This is a genomic window from Mycolicibacterium septicum DSM 44393, from assembly GCF_000455325.1.
GTDB classification, from domain to species: domain Bacteria; phylum Actinomycetota; class Actinomycetes; order Mycobacteriales; family Mycobacteriaceae; genus Mycobacterium; species Mycobacterium septicum.
Genome location: NZ_HG322951.1, coordinates 1,587,912 through 1,605,397, shown reverse-complemented (window position 1 = coordinate 1,605,397; position 17,486 = coordinate 1,587,912). Strand labels below are relative to the sequence as shown.

The window sequence follows — 17,486 nt, the reverse complement described above, 5'->3', positions numbered from 1 at the left end:
CGTTGCGGTACGCGATTTGCGGCGTGTCAACGTACAGACACGGTCGCTCGCGGTGCTGCTTATCGCGCGGTGCTGCTTATGGGGACGGCTTGGTCGCCGCGTGCAGCGCCACGATGCCACCGGTCAGGTTGCGCCACTTGACTTGTGACCAGCCCGCCTCGCCGATGCGGCGGGCCAGCTCGGCCTGATCCGGCCAGGCCCGGATCGACTCGGCCAGGTAGACGTAGGCGTCCGGGTTGCTCGACACGGCGGTGGCCATCCGCGGCAGTGCCTGCATCAGGTACTCCTTGTAGAGCGTGGCGAACGCACCGTTGGTCGGCGTGGAGAACTCGCACACCACCAGCCGGCCGCCGGGCCGGGTCACCCGGGCCATCTCACGAAGGCCTGCCACATGGTCGACCACGTTGCGCAGCCCGAAGCTGATGGTGACCGCGTCGAACACTCCGTCGGCGAACGGCAGCCGGGTGGCGTCGGCACCGACCTTGGGCACCGGGCGGGACGCCCCCGCGGCGAGCATGCCCACGGAGAAGTCCGCGGCCACACACCAGGCACCCGAGGTGGCCAGCTCGACCGTCGACACCGCGGTGCCCGCGGCCAGGTCCAGCACCTTGTCGCCGGGGCCGATCCCCAACGCCGCACGCGTCTGCCGGCGCCAGAACCGGTCCTGCCCGAGCGACAGCACCGTATTGGTCAGGTCGTAGCGTCGCGCCACCGCATCGAACATCGATGCCACTTCGTGGGGGTTCTTCTCCAGGCTCGCTCGACTCACAGTGCTGACGCTACCGGGCGGCGCTCAATACATTGACAGTGACCGAAACCCTGGCGCCTGGTCGCCACTGCCTGTGGACTCCCTGCGAGTCGGATGGTGCGGGAATGGGCGGGACGTCCGTGGCCTTGAACCGCAGAGAACGAAACGTCGAAGGGTTGATCATGAGCGAAAAAGTGTGGTTCATCACCGGTGCATCGAGGGGTTTCGGGCGGGAATGGGCGATCGCGGCCCTGGACCGGGGTGACAAGGTGGCCGCCACCGCGCGCGACACAGCGACGCTGGCCGACCTGGCCGACAAGTACGGCGACGCGCTGCTGCCGATCCGGCTGGATGTGACCGACCGCGATGCGGACTTCGCCGCCGTGAAAGAGGCCCACGACCGGTTCGGCCGGTTGGACATCGTCGTCAACAACGCGGGCTACGGCCAGTTCGGGTTCATCGAGGAGTTGTCGGAGGCCGACGCCCGCGATCAGATCGAAACGAACGTCTTCGGCGCGCTGTGGGTCACCCAGGCTGCGCTGCCGTACCTGCGCGCCCAGGGCAGCGGGCACATCATCCAGGTGTCCTCGATCGGCGGCATCACCGCGTTCCCCCTGGTCGGCGCGTATCACGCGTCCAAGTGGGCGCTGGAAGGGTTCTCGCAGTCGCTGGCCGCCGAAGTCGCACCGTTCGGTATCCATGTGACGCTGATCGAGCCGGGCGGGTTCTCCACCGACTGGGCCGGATCGTCGGCCAGACATGCTGCGCCGCTTGCGGATTACGACGAGGCCCGCGCCGCCGCCCAACGTGCCCGCGCACAGCGCAGCGCCAAGCCCGGCGATCCCAAGGCCTCGGCCGAGGCGGTGCTCAAGATCGTCGACGCCGAAAACCCGCCGCTGCGTGTGTTTTTCGGCGAGCTACCCCTGCAGCTGGCCAAGGCCGACTACGAGAGCCGGCTGGCGACGTGGGAGCAGTGGCAGCCGGTGTCGGTCCTGGCACAGGGCTGATTTCTCTCAGCGACCCGGTTTGCAGCAACGCCGACCGGCGTACGGTTGAAAACATGCCCACGATCACGACTTCTGACAACGTCGAGATTTTCTACCGGGACTGGGGCTCGGGCCAGCCGATCGTGTTCAGCCACGGCTGGCCCTTGTCCGCCGATGACTGGGACACGTTCATGCTGTTCTTCCTGCAGCAAGGCTACCGGGTCGTCGCCCATGACCGGCGCGGTCACGGACGCTCCTCCCACGTGGCCGACGGCCACGACATGGACCACTACGCCGACGACCTCGCCGCCGTGGTCCATCACCTGGACCTGCACGACGCGATCCACGTCGGACACTCGACCGGCGGCGGCGAGCTGGTGCATTACCTGGCGCGGCACGGGCTGGACCGGGCCGCTCATGCGGTCCTGATCAGTTCGGTGCCGCCGCTGATGGTCAAGACCGATGCGAATCCGGGCGGCCTGCCCAAGTCGGTGTTCGACGATCTGCAGGCGCAGTTGGCGGCGAACCGCTCGGTGTTCTACCGCGCCCTGCCGTCGGGTCCGTTCTACGGCTTCAACCGGGAACAGGAGAAGACCCCGCAGCCTGCCCGCGAGGCGATCATCGCCAATTGGTGGCGCCAGGGCATGATGGGCGACCCCAAGGCCCACTACGACGGCATCGTGGCGTTCTCCCAGACAGATTTCACCGAGGACCTCAAGAAGATCACCCTGCCGTCGCTGGTGATGCACGGCGAAGACGACCAGATCGTGCCGTACGCCGATTCCGGTCCCCTCTCGGCGAAGTTGCTGCCCAACGGAACCCTCAAGAGCTACCCCGATTTCCCGCACGGCATGCCGACCACCCAGGCCGAGACGATCATGGCCGATCTGCTGGAGTGGCTACGCTCCTGAAACCGGTTGCGTCCGAAGGGTAATCAGGCAGCGCGCAGCCGGCGCAGGCCCTGCACGGCCTCGTAATGCCCGATCAGCTCATCGCAGATGGCCGGCCAGGTGCGGCTCAGCACACTGCGACGCGCGGCCACCGAATAGCGCGACCGCTCGGCGATCAGATGTTCCACGGAAGCGGGCAGGGCGGACTCGAATTCGTCGACCGGCAGCAGCAGCCCGGTGCGGTACGGCGCCACCAGATCCCGGGGGCCACCGGCGTCGGGAGCGATCACCGGCAGGCCGGAGGCCATCGCCTCCTGCACAGCCTGGCAGAACGTCTCGTGCTCACCGGGGTGGACGAAGACGTCCATGCTGGCGTAGGCCGCGGCCAGCTCGGGGCCGTGCAGTTCTCCGGTGAAAACAGCTGTGGGCAAGACTGTTCGGAGTTTGGCGCGGTCCACGCCGTCGCCCACCACCACCAGCTGGAGGTCGTCGCGCCCGGCGAGTGCGGCCAGCCGCTCCACGTGCTTCTCCGGTGCCAGCCGCCCGACGAACCCGACGATCGGCTTGCCCTCCGGAGACCACGCCGCGCGCAGCTGCTCATCGCGGGCCGACGGCGCGAAACCCGTGATGTCGACCCCTCGCGCCCACTTGAAAACCCGGGGAATCCGGTGGGCTTCAAGGTTTTCCATCGCCGAGGTGGACGGGGCCAGAGTGCGGTCGGCCTTGCTGTGCAAGCGACGCGTCCACGCCCACGAGGCACGTGAGAGGACGCCGACGCCGTAGCTCTCGGCGAAACCGGCGACATCGGTCTGGAACACCGCCACCGTCGGCACACCCAGGTAGCGGGCGGCATGGACACCGCCCCAGCCGAGCAGTGCCGGCGATGCGAGATGCACGACGTCGGGGTCGAAGCCGCGCAGCACGTTCACCATCCGGAAACGCGGCACGCCCAGCGGCAGTGAGGTCACTTTGGGAAACATCCGTGAGGGCACCCGGTGCACCCGCACACCGTCGTGAACCCGGTCGGCGGGCGGCTGACCCCGCGGGGTGTCCGGAGCGATGACGAGTACCTCATGGCCGGTGCGGCGGAGATGCTCGATCACCCGAAGCACCGAGTTGGTGACGCCGTTGACATTCGGGAGGAAGGACTCTGCAACGATCGCAACGCGCACAACCGAATGGTCGCAGCGGCACCTGTCGCCGAGGTAGCGTCCGGGGATACGACACGCTAAAACCTGATGCGCGGGTCTAGTGTTGCGACATGCGATTGTCGCGCGTTGCTGCAGCGATGCTGGCCGTGCTGGCCTTGGCCGTTGCCGGGTCCACCACCGGTTGCAGCCGGCTGGTCGACGGTGCCGCGCAGGCCAGCGGCGACAAGCCCGGCAGCGAGATCACCGAGGACGGCTCGGGAATCCAGATCGGCTATCCGGACGCGCCCGCCCAGATCGAGTTCTTCACCGAACCGCAGTGCCCGGCGTGTGCGCACCTGCAACACGAGGCCGGCGACGCCATCGCTGCCGCCGTCGGCCAGGGCCGGCTCGCGGTGACGTACCGGCCGTTGACCTTCCTGGACAGCTTGGGCACCGAGTATTCGGCGCACGTCGCCAACGCCCTGTTCCTGGCCGCGGGCCCGAACACCACGGGAACCGCGTTCCAGGCGTTCGTGCAGGATCTGTGGAGCCACCAGGACCCCGAGGGTTCGCCCGGCCCGACCAACGAGGCCATCGCCGCCATGGCGTCGGACAGCGGCGTGGGCGCCGAGCAGACCGACAAGATCGCCGCCGGCGAGCAGATCATCGACTCCGAAGAGCTCAACGACGCCAACGCCGAACTGCTCAGCGAAACCCAGTACGAGGTGTCCACCCCGGCGATCTACGACCTCGTCGGCGAGCAGGTCATCGATACCAGCGACCCTGACTGGCTGGCCAAGCTGCTGGCTACACCGCAGAGCTGACCCGGCGGCCGGGCCGTCGCTCCAGGAACGCCAGCAGCGCCAGCGCCGCGGCCGCCACCAGCCAGCCCACCACCGCGATCGACCCGGCCGGGATGATCGCCAGTGACGCATCGCGGTCACGGACCCGCACCAGGTCGGGATTGTTCTTGTCGTACTCGACGTAGATCCGCATCCCGGTGTCGAGTTCGGAGGGGTACAGCACGCCCAGCTCGGGGCGATAGGTCACCCGGTCGGGCGTGACGAACTCGATCGTCGAGCGCCGTGGCCCGGCACTGAGCACCTCGGCCGCGGCCACCCCCATGTTGCTCTCGATCTGCTGGTCGTTGCGCCAGGCGCCCACCACCAGCAGCACCGACTGCAGCGTGACCAGGCAGGCGGCGATCACCACACCGATCCGCACCCGCCGGATGATCCGCTGCGACCGCGTCTCCCCCGGTTCGCCGTACAGGTGCGGGATCAGCGGCTGCACCCACGCCCGCAACCGCGCGGCGATCTGCGCGGGCCTCACAGGGCAGCCTTGATCGACGCGTGCAGGGCCCGCAGCGACGACCGGTCGGCCTTCACCTCCAGCACCCGCATCCCGTCGAACGGTTCGGCCAATGCGGCACCAAGCGCGTCGGCCTCCACCTGGCCGCATTCGACGTGATAGGCGCGGCACAATGCCGCGATGTCCACGTCGTGCGGGGTACCGAAGATCCGCGACGACACGTCGGAGAACCGCGGATCACCCTGTTCCAGCAGCTCGAAGATGCCGCCGCCGTTGTCGTTGGACACCACGATGGTCAGATTGCGCGGCGTCGGCTCGGTGGGCCCGACCAGCAGGCCCGAGCTGTCGTGCACGAAGGTCAGATCCCCGATCAGGGCAATGGTCCGGCCGTCATGTGCCAGCGCTGCGCCGATCGCCGTCGACACCGTGCCGTCGATACCGGCCACACCGCGGTTGGACCGCACCTTGATGCCCTCGGTGTCCAGCCCGACCAGGGCGGCGTCACGCACCGGGTTGGAGGCCCCGAGCACCAGCTGGTCGCCCGGGCGCAGCGCATCGGAAACAGCGGCGGCCACGTGCAGACCGGTGGTCAGCGGGTGCGACGCGAGTTGTTGGCGCACCGCCGCCAAGGCGTGCCGGTTGAGCTCGGCGCAGCGGGCCAGCCAGGCCGGGTCCGGAGCCCCGCTCGTCACCGCCCGGGTGCCGGTGGCCATCGAATTGCCCGAGACGTCGGGCCAGCGCGGACCGGTGGTCAGCGCGTACACCGGCACCGCCGGATCGGCCAGCAGCGCCGACACCGGCCGGTGCAGGGTGGGCCGGCCCAGCATGATGACCTGCTTGGGGTGCACGAGGCGCAGTGCCAGCGGATGCAGCGGGTTCTCCGGAAGCGGTGCGGTGGGCTCGGCCACCGTCGGCAACCCGGCCAGGTTGGGGTGCACGCCGGCGCCGTGCCCGGCGATCACCACGGTGTCCGGCGTGAGGTCGATCTCAAGCGGCTGATCGAAGCTCACCGGCGGGGTGTAGGTCCACGGCTTGCCGTCCGGGCGGCCCGCCGGGAACGAGGTGTCCCCGTGCGCGTTGTCGGGCACCAGCGGTTCGCGCAGCGGGATGTCGAACTGCACCGGGCCGGCGTTGGCGGTGCGCGATCCGGTGGCCGCCGCGAGCACCCGGCAGGTCGCCGAGCGCCACTGGGCGTTGAGCGAATCGAGCTTCTCCGGTGACTCCTCCGCAAGGCCCACACTGATATTGGCCCGCACCTGGGTACCGAAATAACCCAGCTGTTCGAAGGTCTGGTTGGCGCCGGTGCCCAACATTTCATAGGGGCGGTTGGCGCTCAGCACGATCAGCGGCACCCGGGCGTAGTTGGCCTCGACGACAGCGGGGCCGAGGTTGGCCACCGCCGTGCCGGAGGTCATCGCGATACAGACCGGCGCCCGCTCCGCGACCGCGAGCCCGATGGCCAGATAGCCGGCCGTGCGCTCATCGATGCGGACGTGCAGACGGATCCGTCCGGCACGATCGGCGTCGGACAGCGCGAAGGCCAGCGGGGCGTTGCGCGAGCCAGGGCACAACACGACGTCGCGGACGCCGCCGCGGATGAGTTCGTCGACGACTACGCGCGCCTGTGCCGTCGATGGGTTCACCACTCCACCTTATTCGTCAGTTCTCCGTCACTTCTGATCGGCGAAGAACTCCAGCAGTGCGGCGTTGATCACGTCGGGCTTCTCGATGAAGCCGAGGTGACCGGTGTCAGGAATCTCCAGGTAGCGCGCCGTGGGGATCGCGTCGGCCACCTCACGGCCCAGATGGACGGGCAGCACCACATCATCGGCGAACCCGATGACCAGCACCGGCGCGGTGATGGACCGGTAGGCGGGCAGCCGGTTGTCCACGGGCGCGACGTCGAGCTGGGTGAGCAGGCCCGGGGTCTGCTTGGTGGGCCACATGGTGAACATCTCGCTCCAGTCACGCACCTGGCGGTCGTCGTTGAGGGTCTTGGGCGAGAAGCTCTCCAACATCCGGAGCTTGGCGTCGAACTTCGGCGGCAACTGGACGCCCGACGTCGCGAATTCACGCTCGGCCGTGCGGAAGAACTCACGAGCCCCGTCGTGACGGCCGCGGGTGGCCATCAACACCGCCGACCGCACCAGATCGGGCCGGGCCAGCATGAGTTCCTGGGCGATGAACGAGCCCATCGACACACCCACGATGTGCGCCGGGCCCGCGCCCAGCATCTCGATCAGTTCGGCGGTATCGCCCACCATCTGCTCGGTGCCGAAACCCGCGGCATTCTCCGTCGCACCGACGCCGCGGTTGTCGAAGGTGATGACGCGGTAACCGGCGCGCTGCAGCGCGGGTACCTGATGCAGATGCCAGGTGCGGCCGGCCCCTCCCCGTCCGGCGATGAACACCACGGGGACGCCCTTGCCACGGTCGTCATAAGCCAAGTTCATCCGGCCGACGCTACTTGATGGCTCTCACGCGGTGCGGCGCCCACGCACCCTTCTGACCGCCTGATCCCAGGCCAGCAATACCCCGGCTTTGAGCGGTTCGGGCTTGATCATGTCCTTGCCCAGCAGCGCGGTGGCACCGGCCTTGGTGGCCGCGCTCGCCTTGGACATGTGCCCGGAATCGAACGGCGGTTGCGGGTCGTACTCGATCATCAGCTGAATGGCCTTGGCCTTCGCCTCGCCGCCGATCTGGCCGGCCAGCCACATCGCCAGGTCGATCCCCGCCGAGACACCCGCCGCCGTGATCACCTTGCCGTCAGGGTCGGCGCGCACGATGCGCTGATCCCCCACCGGTGTCGCACCCATCAGCTTCAACGCGCTCAGCACCGACCAGTGCGAGGTGGCCCGCTTCCCGTCCAGCAGGCCCGCCGCGGCCAACGCCACCGAACCCGAGCACACCGAGGCCATCCAGGTGGTCCCCGGATACACCTGACGCAGCCAGTCGAGAACCTTCTCGTCGCGGGCCACCATGGTGGTCCCCGGCCCGCCGGGCACCAGCACCACGTCGGGCGACGGGGTTTCGTCGAAACTGTGGGTGGCACCCACCAGCAGCACACCGGAGTCGGCGGTGACGGGGCCCGGCTCGTGCCAGACGAACCGCACTTCCGTGTCCGGCAGGTTGCGCAGCACCTCGTAGGGCCCGATGAAGTCGAGCGCGGTGAAGCTGGGGTACAACACGATTGCGATCTGCATGGCTTGTTCCTTTCAGGCGGTTAAATCTGCGCTTCTGGCGTGCGCCGAAGTCTTGCGGTACTGGTCTGGTGAAATGCCAAGGCGCCGAACGAAGTTACGTCGCATGGTCTCGGCGGTCCCGAACCCGCAGCGGGCGGCGATGACGGTGACGGTGTCATCGGATTCCTCGAGCTGGCGGCGCGCGGCATCGGTGCGAATGCGTTCCACGTAGGCGCCCGGGGCCTCCCCGACCTCGTCGGTGAACACCCGGGTGAAATGCCGCGGGCTCATCGCCGCACGCCGGGCCAGCTCGGAAATGCTGTGCACCCCACCGGGTTCGACTTCGATGAACTCCTGTACCTCACGGATCGGGGCGCGTTTGGCCCGTGGCATCCACACCGGCGCAGCGAACTGTGTCTGACCGCCGGGCCTGCGCAGGTAGAGCACCAGGTACCGGGCCACGGTCTGGGCGATGTCGGTGCCGTAATCGTCCTCGACCAGCGACAACGCCAGGTCGATGCCCGCCGTCACCCCGGCAGCGGTCCACACCTGCTCGGAGCTTCGTATGAAGATCGGATCGGGATTGACTGCCACCGAAGGAAACTCGTCGGCCATCCGCCGGGCCGAGGACCAGTGCGTGGTGGCGGTGCAGCCGTCGAGCAGTCCGGCCTGCGCGGCCAGGAACGCTCCGGTGCACACGCTGACGACGCGGCGGGCGTGGCGCGCGGCGGTGCTGATCCAGTCGACGACGGCCGGATCGGCCCGCGCGGCGTCGGCACCGATACCGCCGGGGATGACGATCGTGTCGATCGGAGTGCGAGGGTCAGGCAACGGGGCGGCGACGAACTCCAACCCGGTGAGCGTGCTGACGGGCCGGCCGTCCACGGCGGTCAGGGTGACGGCATAGCCGTCGCCGGATCTGCCCAGGCCGGCCAGGGCCAGCGTGGCGGTGGAGAACACGTCGAAGGGCCCGGCCAGGTCCAGGGCCTGCACCCCGGCGTAGCCCAGGATCACCACCGATCGCGTCACCTCTTCAGTGTTCGCGACCTCGGCGATGGCGTCTACGCCACGTACCCCACAAATCAGGACATCGGGTGGATTGTCGGACCGCGTCGCGATGATCGGCGGCATGACGGAGTACACCTATCGCGCGCAATGGTCGTACGAGGATGGCTGGTACCAGGGGTTGTGCCTTGAGTTCCCGAATCTGTCATCCAACGGCCTGACGGCGCACGAAGCGATCGCGGGAGTGGAGAAGCTGGTGAGCGAAGAGCTGGCGCTCATCCAGGCCGCTGACGACACCCCACCGCGGTCGTTGACCGACCATCGGTACAGCGGCAAGTTCATGGTGCGGGTCTCGCCGTCGCTGCACGCCAGACTCGTTGTGGAGGCCACCGAACAGGGAGTGTCGTTGAACCAGTGGGTGGTTCAGAAACTCGTGAGTCGCCCTTCGGTGTCGCTGGCTGATCTCTACTAGTGGCCGTGGACCCCGGCCTGGAAGGCATAGCCGATCTCGAAACCTGGTATCACCGGCGGTACCACATCTCCAGGTCACATCTCACCCGGCCGAGCGGTACTGGTGTGACGAGTGTTGCCGCAGAGTTCTAGAGCCTCTTGATCCCGCGCACCACCCGGTAGAACGACGGCACCGTCGCCACGCCGCGCCGCAGGCTGCGCTGCATCAGGCCGCCGTTGGTCAGCACCAGGTGCCGCACCCCGCAATCCCGCCACTCGGCCACCCGGTCCAGGACCTCGTCGGGCGTGCCGATCAGCCCCATGTCGCGCATCAGGTCAGGCGTGATGCCCTTGATGTGCGAGAGCGCGGTCCGCTCGTCCCAGTCCTGGGGCAGGATGTCCTGCCCTCCGGAAAATCCCACCCCCAACGGGTGCTCGGCGCCGCGCTGCGCGAAGTACTCATCGGACGCGCTGAGGCAACCCGCGCGCATCACCTCGGATTCCAGGGCATCGTCGACCTCGGCGCGGGTGCGCGCGGTCACCACCATCACCAGCAGCGCCGGGGTGATGGCCATGGGGTCACGGCCCGCGTCGGACGCGGCCGTGCGCACCACGTCCAACCGCTGGGCATAGTCCTGGGGCGAGTGCGGGAACGCCGGAAAGAACCCGTCGCCATAGCGTCCGGCGATACGCAACATCCTGGGGCCGTGCGCAGCGACCCAGATCGGCGGCCACTTGCCCCGGTAGGGCGGCAGGTCGAAGATCGCGTTGCGCAGCGGGAAGAACGGCGAATCACGGTTTACCAGTTCACCGTTCGAGTTCCACAGCGCGCGGATCGTGGCCATCGCCTCTTCGAACCGGGCCACCGGTTTCGCCCAGTCCACCCCGTAGGGCTCATTGCCCTCGCGCTCGCCCGGGCCGATGCCGAAGATGAAGCGACCCTTGGTCAGCAGCTGCATATTTGCCGCCGCCTGCGCGCTGACGGCCGGGTTCCGGCGCCCGGCATCGGTGACACAGATGCCGAGCGGCAGCCGCGCGAGGCGGTTGCGCGCCGCGATCTTTCCCAGCATCGTCCACGGCTCCATACAGGCGTCGACCGATGGAACCAACTTCGCCGCCGCGCAGTACTTCTCCTGCCACAGTGCGCGGGGAAATATCGCGTTGAGATGATCGGGCACCCAGAAGGAATCGGCCCGGGCACCGACGGCCGACAGATAGTTGGCACGGGTGAACGTGTCCGCGGCCGGCTTGCTCGCGGTGATCAGGTCCAGCAGGCCGACCTGCAGTCCACCCATCGGGATCAGAGCTTCTTGAGCTTGCGGATGACCTGGCTGTACAGCAATTGCGACATCATGCCCTTGCGCAGACTGCGTTGCAACGGGCCGACATTCGCCAGCACCAGATACCCGACACCGTGACGGCGCCACTCCGCCGCCTGCTCGACGATTTCGTCCACCGTCCCGCACAGGTACATCTCCCGGAGCAATGACGTCGGAACGGCCTTGATGTAGGACAGCGCGGTCTCCTCATCCCAGTCCTGGGGCAGGATGTCCTGCGCACCCGAGAAACCGACGCCCAGCGGGTGCTGTGAGCCGTGTCGGGCATAGAAATCGTCAGGCGCGTTCAACGCACCGGCCTTGATGACCTCGGAATCCAGCGCCTCGTCGAGGTCGTCGGGCGTGCGCCCCGGCACGACCATCATCCAGAGGGCAGGGGTGATGGCCATCGGATCGCGTCCGGCGTCGGAAGCCGCCGACCGCACGGCATCGAGGCGCTGGGCATACTCCTGCGGCGCATGAGGGAATGCGGGAAAGAACCCGTCGGCGTACCGGCCGGCGGCCCGCAACATCCGCGGCCCGTGCGCAGCGATCCAGATCTCGGGCCAGCGTCCGCGGTACGAGGGCAGGTCGAAGATCGCGTTGTGTAGCGGAAAGAACGGTGAATCCCGGTTGACCAGTTCACCATTCGAATCCCACAGCGTCCTGATGGTGGCCATCGCCTCCTCGAACCGGGCCACCGGTTTGGTCCACTCCACACCGTAGGGTTCGTTGCCCTCACGCTCCCCGGCGCCGATACCGAGGATGAACCTGCCTTTCGTGAGCAGGTTCATGGTCGCCGCGCCCTGGGCGGTGACGGCCGGGTTACGCCGTCCGGTGTCGGTCACCCCGACTCCCAATCGAAGGCGGGCAACCCGGTTGCGGGCAGCGAGATTGCCCAGCATCGTCCACGGCTCCAGATAGGCATCGGCCGATGGCAGCATCCTGGCCCCGCCGCAGAACTTCGGCTGCCACAGCGTCCGCGGGAACAGCGCGTTGAGATGGTCAGGCACCCAGAACGAGTCGACACCACCGGCGACCGCGCTCAGGTAGTTGGCCCGGGTGAAGGTGTCCACGGTGGGTCGTGCGGCGATCGTGGGGTCCATGATGCCGACGCGGAATCGAGTCATTCAGCGAGTGTCGAACGCGCAGGCCGACTTCCCTAGAGTAGGCACCTACCCCAATATCAGCGGGTAGCAGTCCCGCACGCGATCGATCCACCATTGCTGCCGCTCCGGCGTCGCGGCGAGCGCGGACAGCCGGGCGGGGTCGGGCACCACCACCTCGACGGGCAGGTACCCGTCGACCGGCGCGGACACGTCGGCGACATCCTCCACGAAGAACCCGCCAGTGCCCAGCCCGCACGCGTGCGTCAACTCGGGCAGAGCGGCAGCGGCCAGCAGTCCGCGCCCGATGCCGACCGCGGAATCCAGCGCACTGGACACCACGATCGGGATGTCGATCTGTGCGGCGATCTCGAGCATCCGGGACACCCCGCCCAGCGGCGCCACCTTGAGCACCGCGACGTCAGCGGCGCGGGCCCGCACCACCCGCAGCGGGTCAGACGCCTTCCGAATCGACTCGTCGGCGGCGATCGGCACCGCCACCTGCCGGCGTAGTGCGGCCAGCTCGTCGACCGTCGCACACGGCTGTTCCAGGTATTCCAAGGGTCCGTCGGCGGTCAGCGCCGTGGCGGCGGCGACCGCCTGCGGCAGCGTCCAGCCGCCATTGGCGTCGACCCGCACCACCGGAACCTGCGCCCGCACGGCGTTGACCCGCGCGACGTCGTCCGCCAGGGTCTGCCCCGGCTCGGCGACCTTGACCTTCGCCGTGCGCGCACCGGGAAACCGCGCCAGCACCTCGGGCACCTGGGCCGCAGGCACCGCGGGCACGGTGGCGTTGATGGGGACACGCTCGCGGTGCACCGGGGGTGCCGGTTGATACGCGGCCTCGATCCCGGAGGCCAGCCAGGCCGCGGCCTCGGGCGGTTCGTATTCGAGGAACGCGCCGAACTCGCCCCAGCCGGCCGGGCCGTCGATCAGCGCCACTTCACGAACCGTGATGCCGCGGAAGCGAACCCGCATCGGCAGGGCCACGACGTGAAGCCGTTCCAAGAGGTCGTCCAACTCCGGCGCCGCGTCAATCACGCCGTCAATGATGCCCAAACCGGTCAGCCGGCGCCCAGTGTCCGCTGGATGTCGGGTTTCATCTGGTTGAGCTGCGCACCCCAGTAACCCCAGGTGTGGGTGCCGGTGGGCGGGAAGTTGAACACCGCGTTGTGCCCGCCCGCCGCGACGTACTGGTCACGGAAATTGAAGTTGCTCTGCAGCGCCGTGTTTTCGAGGAAGGTCGAGGCGACGTCGTTACCGCCCAACTCCCCTGGCGTCCCCGAACCGCAGTAGACCCAGATGCGAGTGTTGTTCGCCACCAATCGCCCCACCTGCAGGGTCGGATCGTTGCGCGCCCACGCCGGATCACCGGGCGGGCCCCACATGGCCGTGGGCGAGAAGCCACCGGAGTCGCCCATCGCCAGCCCGATCAGCCCGGGCCACGGGCCGGCAGACGGATTCAGGAACGCCGACAACGACCCCGCGTAGCGGAATTGCCCCGGGTAGTAGGCGGCGAGGATAAGCGCCGAGCTGCCCGACATCGACAGTCCGACCACCGCGTTGCCCGACGAGGACACCCGCTTGTTGGCCGCCAGCCACTGCGGTAACTCACTGGTCAGGAACGTCTCCCACTTGTACGTCCAGACCCCGCCGTTGCCCGCGGCGGGCTGGTACCAATCGGTGTAGAAGCTCGACATGCCACCGACCGGCATGACCACGGACAGCCCCGATTGGTAGAACCACTCGAACGCCGGGGTCTCGATGTCCCACCCGTTGAAATCGTCTCGGGCCCGCAGGCCGTCCAGCAGATAGACCGCGTGCGACCCGCCGCCCTGGAACTGCACCTTGACGTCGCGGCCCATGGCCCCTGACGGCACCGTGAGCATCTCGACCGGCAAACCCGACCGTGACCAGGCACTTGCCGTCGGCGGTGGTCCGAGCAGTCCGCCGGCTACTGCCACGACCAGGGCGGTCAGGATCCCGAAGCCGCGGAAGAACTTCCGCAATCCATGCGCATCTGCCATGTCCGCACCCCACATCTCCGCGCACACGTATGCGCCCGAAACTACTCCGGTCGGAACAGGAAATGAAGAGCAGCGGGCGGCCGATTCCTACACCGTGGCGCGGTCGCGACCCTCCCAGTACGGCTTGCGCAGATCCTTTTTGAGGATCTTGCCGGTGGGGTTGCGCGGCAACTCGTCGACGAAATCGACCGACTTGGGACACTTGTAGGCCGCCAGATGCTCGCGGGCGAACGCGATCAGGTCCCGTTCGCTGACGTCCCCGTCCAGTGTCACAACGGCTTTCACCGACTCGCCCCATTTTGCGTCGGGCACCCCGATCACCGCGACCTCGGTGACCGCGGGATGTTCGGCCAGTACGCGCTCGACCTCGATCGAGTAGATGTTCTCGCCACCCGAGATGATCATGTCCTTGAGCCGGTCCTCGACGAAGATGTACCCGCCGTCGTCGACGCGGCCGATGTCGCCGGTGCGGAACCAGCCATCGGGCGTGATGGACTCCGCCGTGGCCTCCGGCCGGTTGAGATACCCCTTCATCAATTGTGGTGAGCGGAACCACAATTCGCCCTGCTCGCCTACAGGAACGTCGGCGCCGGTGTCCGGGTCGACCACCCTGACCTCGCTGCCGGGGACGACGGTGCCCGCACTCATGAGCCGCGCTTCGCTCGCCCCGCGGTGATCGTCGGGCCCCAATCGGCTGATCGCGCCGGACACCTCCGTAAGTCCGTAGACCTGGATGAACTCCGTTTCCGGCCACGCCTGCAGCGCAGAACGCAACAGCGGCAAGGGCATTGGCGATGCACCGTAGGCGAAGGTCTTCAGCGCTCCGAACAGCTTCACCGCGTCCTCGCCGGTGTCGAACACCTTGGCCAGCACGGCGGGCACGAGAAAGGTGCGATTGGCCCCGGCGAGAATTCCGCCGGCCAGCGCCATGCCGTCGACATCACGCGTCATGTAGGACGGCGCGCCGTGGTGCAGCCCCCATTGCACGTAGGACGACCCACCGACATGGAACAGCGGCATGGCGACCAGGCTCTTGTCCCCGGCGCTGAGCGTCCAGCCCTCGAAAGCGTTGAGGGTGTGGGAGATGACGTTGGTGTGGGTCAGCGCGATGCCCTTGGGCCGGCCCGTAGTGCCCGAGGAGTACATGATGATGCACGTGTCGTCGGGCTGCGCGTCCGGCGAATGGCCGGCCGGTGACGCCCCGGCGAGCAGCGCCTCGTACTCGTCCCCGTCGCCGCCCTCGGGAGTCACCGTGAGGATGTGCTCGACGGACGTGAGCCGATCGGCGATCGCGTCGATGCCTCCCCGGAGCTCCTCCCCGACCACCAACACCTTGGCGCCGCAGTCGTTGAGCACGTAATCCAACTCGTCGGCGGCGAGCCGGAAGTTGATGATGGCGTTGGCCGCGCCCAGCGACGCGGCCGCGAGCGTCAGCTCCACGCACGCCGGGTGGTTCTTGTCGAGGAATGCGACAACGTCACCACGGCCGACGCCCCACGCGCTCAGCGCACCGGTCAGCCGCTGAATCCGGTCGTACCACTGCGACCAGGTCCAGGAGCGGCTGAGGTAGGTGATCGCCTCCTCGTCAGGTTTGGTCGCCGCCCAGTGGGCGACGCGTTCGTCGAGAAACTGCGGAACCGGCAAATCTGACATTCCCAGAGCGTGCCACGGCGCGCGAGCCGTCAACCGGCTTTCGGATAAACCTGCCGACCGGCCAGGAACGTGGCCCGTACCTCCAGGTCGGCGATGCTCTCCGGGGCTGTCGCGCGGGGGTCGGCCGAGATGATCACCAGGTCGGCGTACTTGCCGACCTCGAGCGATCCGATCACGTTGTCGGCGAACAACTGCCACGCCGCGTCGATCGTCTGCGCCCGGATCCCCTGCTCGACGGTCAGCCGCTCTTCGGGCGCCAGCACACGGCCGCTCGGCGCGGTCCGCGTGACGGCCACGCTGATGTTGCGCAGCGGCTCCTCCGGGGTGACCGGCGGATCGTTGTGCAGGGAGATCCGCATGCCCGTGGCGACGGCCGACCCGGCCGGCATCCACCGTCCGCCGTGCTCGGGCCCGAACAGCCCGTCGACGAGCACGTCGCCCCAGTAGTGCAGGTGGTCGACGAACAGACTGCAGGTGACGCCGAGGGCGTGCGCACGCCGCAACTGCTCGGGCGTGATGGCGCCGACGTGTTCCAGCCGCAGCCGGTGATCGTCACGGGGATGGGCGCGCAGAACCTCTTCGTAGACGTCCAGGATGGTGTCCACCCCGGCGTCGCCGTGCACGTGGCAGGCCAGCTGCCAGCCCTGCGGAAAGAACGTGCCGACGATCTCGGAGAGTTGCTCCTTGGTGTAGTTGGCGTGCCCGCAGGAGCCGGGCACCACCCCGATGGTCCTGGTGGCGTCGGTGTCCAGGTACGGGAACGTCAGGTCGATGTTGCCGATCCACGGCGACCCGTCGACCCAGATCTTGATGCCGACCTGGCGGACGATGTCGTCGCCCTCGGACGGGGTGGCCTCGGTGTGCAGGTCCGCGGTGGACATCTCGTAGGTCCGCAGTCGCACCGTCAGCTGGTCGTGCAGCTGCGCGAGCAGCGGCCGGAACATCGGATCGAACGCCATCTCCGAACAGGTGGTCAGCCCCGCGCGGTTCAGCCGCGCACATTCGGCGGCCAGCATCGCCGGATAGTCGGTCACCGAGATGGCATCGCCCATCAGCGGAAACACCGCCCCGGTCTCCTCGGCCGTGCCGTCGAGGTTGCCGTCGGCGTCACGGCCGTACTTGGCGCCCTTGGGATCCGGGGTGTCTCTCGTCAGGCCGGCTCGGCGCGCCGCCGCGGAGTTGAAGTACGCCTTGTGGCCCGAGTTGTGCACGATCACCAGCGGGGTGTCGGGTGCGACGGTATCCAGCCAGGACAGGGTGGGCTCGGGCAACCCGTGCTGCAGCAGCGGATCCCAGCCGTTCAGGAACGCGCCGTCGGCCCCGCGTTCGGCCACCTCGGTGTCCACCGCGCCGAGTACCGCATCGGCGCTCGCCAGGGTGACCGGGCGGATGTCGACGATGCGACCGGACAACGCCACCGCCTCCATCAACGGATGACCATGCGCCTCAACGAAACCCGGCATGACACAGCCGTCGACCTCGCGGACGTCGGTGCCGGGGCCGACCCAGGCGGCCACCTCGGACCGGGACCCGACCGCGGCGATGCGACCGCCGGACACCGCGATTCCCTCCGCGGTGGGTTGGCCGGGGTCGACGGTGAGGATGGTTCCGTAGAGGACGAGATCAGCTGGCGTAGCAGGGCTGGTCATGCTCGGATGCTAGAGCGTGGTGAGGTTTGCCCG

General features: G+C 68.2%; 17 protein-coding genes. 4 read left to right on the top strand and 13 right to left on the bottom strand.

All coding sequences use genetic code 11. The annotated features are described in order from the left end of the window. Positions 1 to 76: 76 nt before the first annotated feature. Positions 77 to 769, bottom strand: a complete 693-nt coding sequence (locus TX88_RS07525) for a demethylmenaquinone methyltransferase (RefSeq protein WP_044515805.1) — start codon at positions 767 to 769, stop codon at positions 77 to 79. 161 nt (positions 770 to 930) lie between these two features. Between TX88_RS07525 and TX88_RS07520 the strand changes: the two genes are divergently transcribed. Continuing rightward, on the top strand, positions 931 to 1,755 hold the full coding sequence (locus TX88_RS07520; protein WP_044515803.1) for an SDR family oxidoreductase: 825 nt from the start codon (positions 931 to 933) through the stop codon (positions 1,753 to 1,755). 53 nt (positions 1,756 to 1,808) lie between these two features. After that, the gene (locus TX88_RS07515; RefSeq protein WP_044515801.1) at positions 1,809 to 2,645 is read left to right on the top strand and encodes an alpha/beta fold hydrolase; all 837 of its coding nucleotides are present in this window, start codon (positions 1,809 to 1,811) and stop codon (positions 2,643 to 2,645) included. Between the two features lie 23 nt (positions 2,646 to 2,668). Here TX88_RS07515 and TX88_RS07510 read toward each other — a convergent pair whose 3' ends face one another. Continuing rightward, positions 2,669 to 3,796 carry a glycosyltransferase family 4 protein gene (locus tag TX88_RS07510; protein WP_044515800.1) on the bottom strand — a complete coding sequence of 376 codons (1,128 nt, stop codon included), beginning with the start codon at positions 3,794 to 3,796 and terminating at the stop codon, positions 2,669 to 2,671. 89 nt (positions 3,797 to 3,885) lie between these two features. Here TX88_RS07510 and TX88_RS07505 point away from each other — a divergent pair, with 89 nt between their 5' ends. Beyond that, complete coding sequence (locus TX88_RS07505; RefSeq protein ID WP_049924865.1) at positions 3,886 to 4,578, top strand: DsbA family protein; 693 nt, start codon at positions 3,886 to 3,888, stop codon at positions 4,576 to 4,578. Here TX88_RS07505 and TX88_RS07500 read toward each other — a convergent pair. From TX88_RS07500 to TX88_RS07480, 5 genes are read right to left on the bottom strand one after another with little or no spacing between them, the layout of a single operon-like run. Then, on the bottom strand, positions 4,562 to 5,086 hold the full coding sequence (locus TX88_RS07500) for a DUF3592 domain-containing protein (RefSeq protein WP_044515796.1): 525 nt from the start codon (positions 5,084 to 5,086) through the stop codon (positions 4,562 to 4,564). The genes TX88_RS07505 and TX88_RS07500 overlap by 17 nt on opposite strands. Beyond that, positions 5,083 to 6,708, bottom strand: coding sequence for a 2-succinyl-5-enolpyruvyl-6-hydroxy-3-cyclohexene-1-carboxylic-acid synthase (gene menD, locus TX88_RS07495; RefSeq protein ID WP_044519178.1), 1,626 nt, complete (start codon positions 6,706 to 6,708; stop codon positions 5,083 to 5,085). The genes TX88_RS07500 and menD overlap by 4 nt, the downstream gene beginning before the upstream one ends. Positions 6,709 to 6,735: 27 nt before the next feature. Next, on the bottom strand, positions 6,736 to 7,518 hold the full coding sequence (locus TX88_RS07490) for an alpha/beta fold hydrolase (protein WP_044515794.1): 783 nt from the start codon (positions 7,516 to 7,518) through the stop codon (positions 6,736 to 6,738). A 24-nt stretch (positions 7,519 to 7,542) separates the two neighbouring features. Then, positions 7,543 to 8,268, bottom strand: a complete 726-nt coding sequence (locus tag TX88_RS07485) for a DJ-1/PfpI family protein (RefSeq protein WP_044515792.1) — start codon at positions 8,266 to 8,268, stop codon at positions 7,543 to 7,545. Positions 8,269 to 8,280: 12 nt separating this feature from the next. Next, a complete protein-coding gene (locus TX88_RS07480) occupies positions 8,281 to 9,276 on the bottom strand; it encodes a GlxA family transcriptional regulator (RefSeq protein WP_209446960.1) in 996 nt (331 codons plus the stop codon). 100 nt (positions 9,277 to 9,376) lie between these two features. Between TX88_RS07480 and TX88_RS07475 the strand changes: the two genes are divergently transcribed. Beyond that, the gene (locus TX88_RS07475; protein WP_044515791.1) at positions 9,377 to 9,724 is read left to right on the top strand and encodes a type II toxin-antitoxin system HicB family antitoxin; all 348 of its coding nucleotides are present in this window, start codon (positions 9,377 to 9,379) and stop codon (positions 9,722 to 9,724) included. Positions 9,725 to 9,851: 127 nt separating this feature from the next. Here the strand turns inward: TX88_RS07475 and TX88_RS07470 are convergent, their stop codons facing one another. The 6 genes from TX88_RS07470 to TX88_RS07445 form a co-directional block, all read right to left on the bottom strand. Further along, positions 9,852 to 10,997 (bottom strand): LLM class flavin-dependent oxidoreductase, encoded by a 1,146-nt coding sequence (locus tag TX88_RS07470; RefSeq protein ID WP_044515790.1) that lies wholly within the window; start codon positions 10,995 to 10,997, stop codon positions 9,852 to 9,854. A gap of 5 nt (positions 10,998 to 11,002) precedes the next feature. Continuing rightward, complete coding sequence (locus TX88_RS07465) at positions 11,003 to 12,148, bottom strand: LLM class flavin-dependent oxidoreductase (RefSeq protein WP_049924864.1); 1,146 nt, start codon at positions 12,146 to 12,148, stop codon at positions 11,003 to 11,005. 45 nt (positions 12,149 to 12,193) lie between these two features. Beyond that, complete coding sequence (locus TX88_RS07460) at positions 12,194 to 13,162, bottom strand: o-succinylbenzoate synthase (protein ID WP_409365878.1); 969 nt, start codon at positions 13,160 to 13,162, stop codon at positions 12,194 to 12,196. A gap of 26 nt (positions 13,163 to 13,188) precedes the next feature. Further along, positions 13,189 to 14,151 (bottom strand): esterase family protein, encoded by a 963-nt coding sequence (locus TX88_RS07455; RefSeq protein WP_044519175.1) that lies wholly within the window; start codon positions 14,149 to 14,151, stop codon positions 13,189 to 13,191. 87 nt (positions 14,152 to 14,238) lie between these two features. Then, a complete protein-coding gene (locus tag TX88_RS07450; protein ID WP_044515786.1) occupies positions 14,239 to 15,804 on the bottom strand; it encodes a long-chain-fatty-acid--CoA ligase in 1,566 nt (521 codons plus the stop codon). 29 nt (positions 15,805 to 15,833) lie between these two features. After that, entirely contained in the window at positions 15,834 to 17,453 is a 1,620-nt protein-coding gene (locus tag TX88_RS07445; protein ID WP_044515784.1) for an amidohydrolase, read from the bottom strand. Between the last annotated feature and the right edge of the window lie 33 nt (positions 17,454 to 17,486).

Excerpts from the sequence above, each read along its gene's own strand:
- TX88_RS07490 (WP_044515794.1), bottom strand. The coding sequence starts at position 7,518 with ATGAACTTGGCTTATGACGACCGTGGCAAGGGCGTCCCCGTGGTGTTC.
- TX88_RS07505 (WP_049924865.1), top strand. The coding sequence starts at position 3,886 with ATGCGATTGTCGCGCGTTGCTGCAGCGATGCTGGCCGTGCTGGCCTTG.
- TX88_RS07470 (WP_044515790.1), bottom strand. The coding sequence starts at position 10,997 with ATGGGTGGACTGCAGGTCGGCCTGCTGGACCTGATCACCGCGAGCAAG.
- TX88_RS07515 (WP_044515801.1), top strand. The coding sequence starts at position 1,809 with ATGCCCACGATCACGACTTCTGACAACGTCGAGATTTTCTACCGGGAC.
- TX88_RS07450 (WP_044515786.1), bottom strand. The coding sequence starts at position 15,804 with ATGTCAGATTTGCCGGTTCCGCAGTTTCTCGACGAACGCGTCGCCCAC.
- TX88_RS07485 (WP_044515792.1), bottom strand. The coding sequence starts at position 8,268 with ATGCAGATCGCAATCGTGTTGTACCCCAGCTTCACCGCGCTCGACTTC.
- TX88_RS07445 (WP_044515784.1), bottom strand. The coding sequence starts at position 17,453 with ATGACCAGCCCTGCTACGCCAGCTGATCTCGTCCTCTACGGAACCATC.
- TX88_RS07475 (WP_044515791.1), top strand. The coding sequence starts at position 9,377 with ATGACGGAGTACACCTATCGCGCGCAATGGTCGTACGAGGATGGCTGG.
- TX88_RS07520 (WP_044515803.1), top strand. The coding sequence starts at position 931 with ATGAGCGAAAAAGTGTGGTTCATCACCGGTGCATCGAGGGGTTTCGGG.
- TX88_RS07455 (WP_044519175.1), bottom strand. The coding sequence starts at position 14,151 with ATGGCAGATGCGCATGGATTGCGGAAGTTCTTCCGCGGCTTCGGGATC.
- TX88_RS07465 (WP_049924864.1), bottom strand. The coding sequence starts at position 12,148 with ATGACTCGATTCCGCGTCGGCATCATGGACCCCACGATCGCCGCACGA.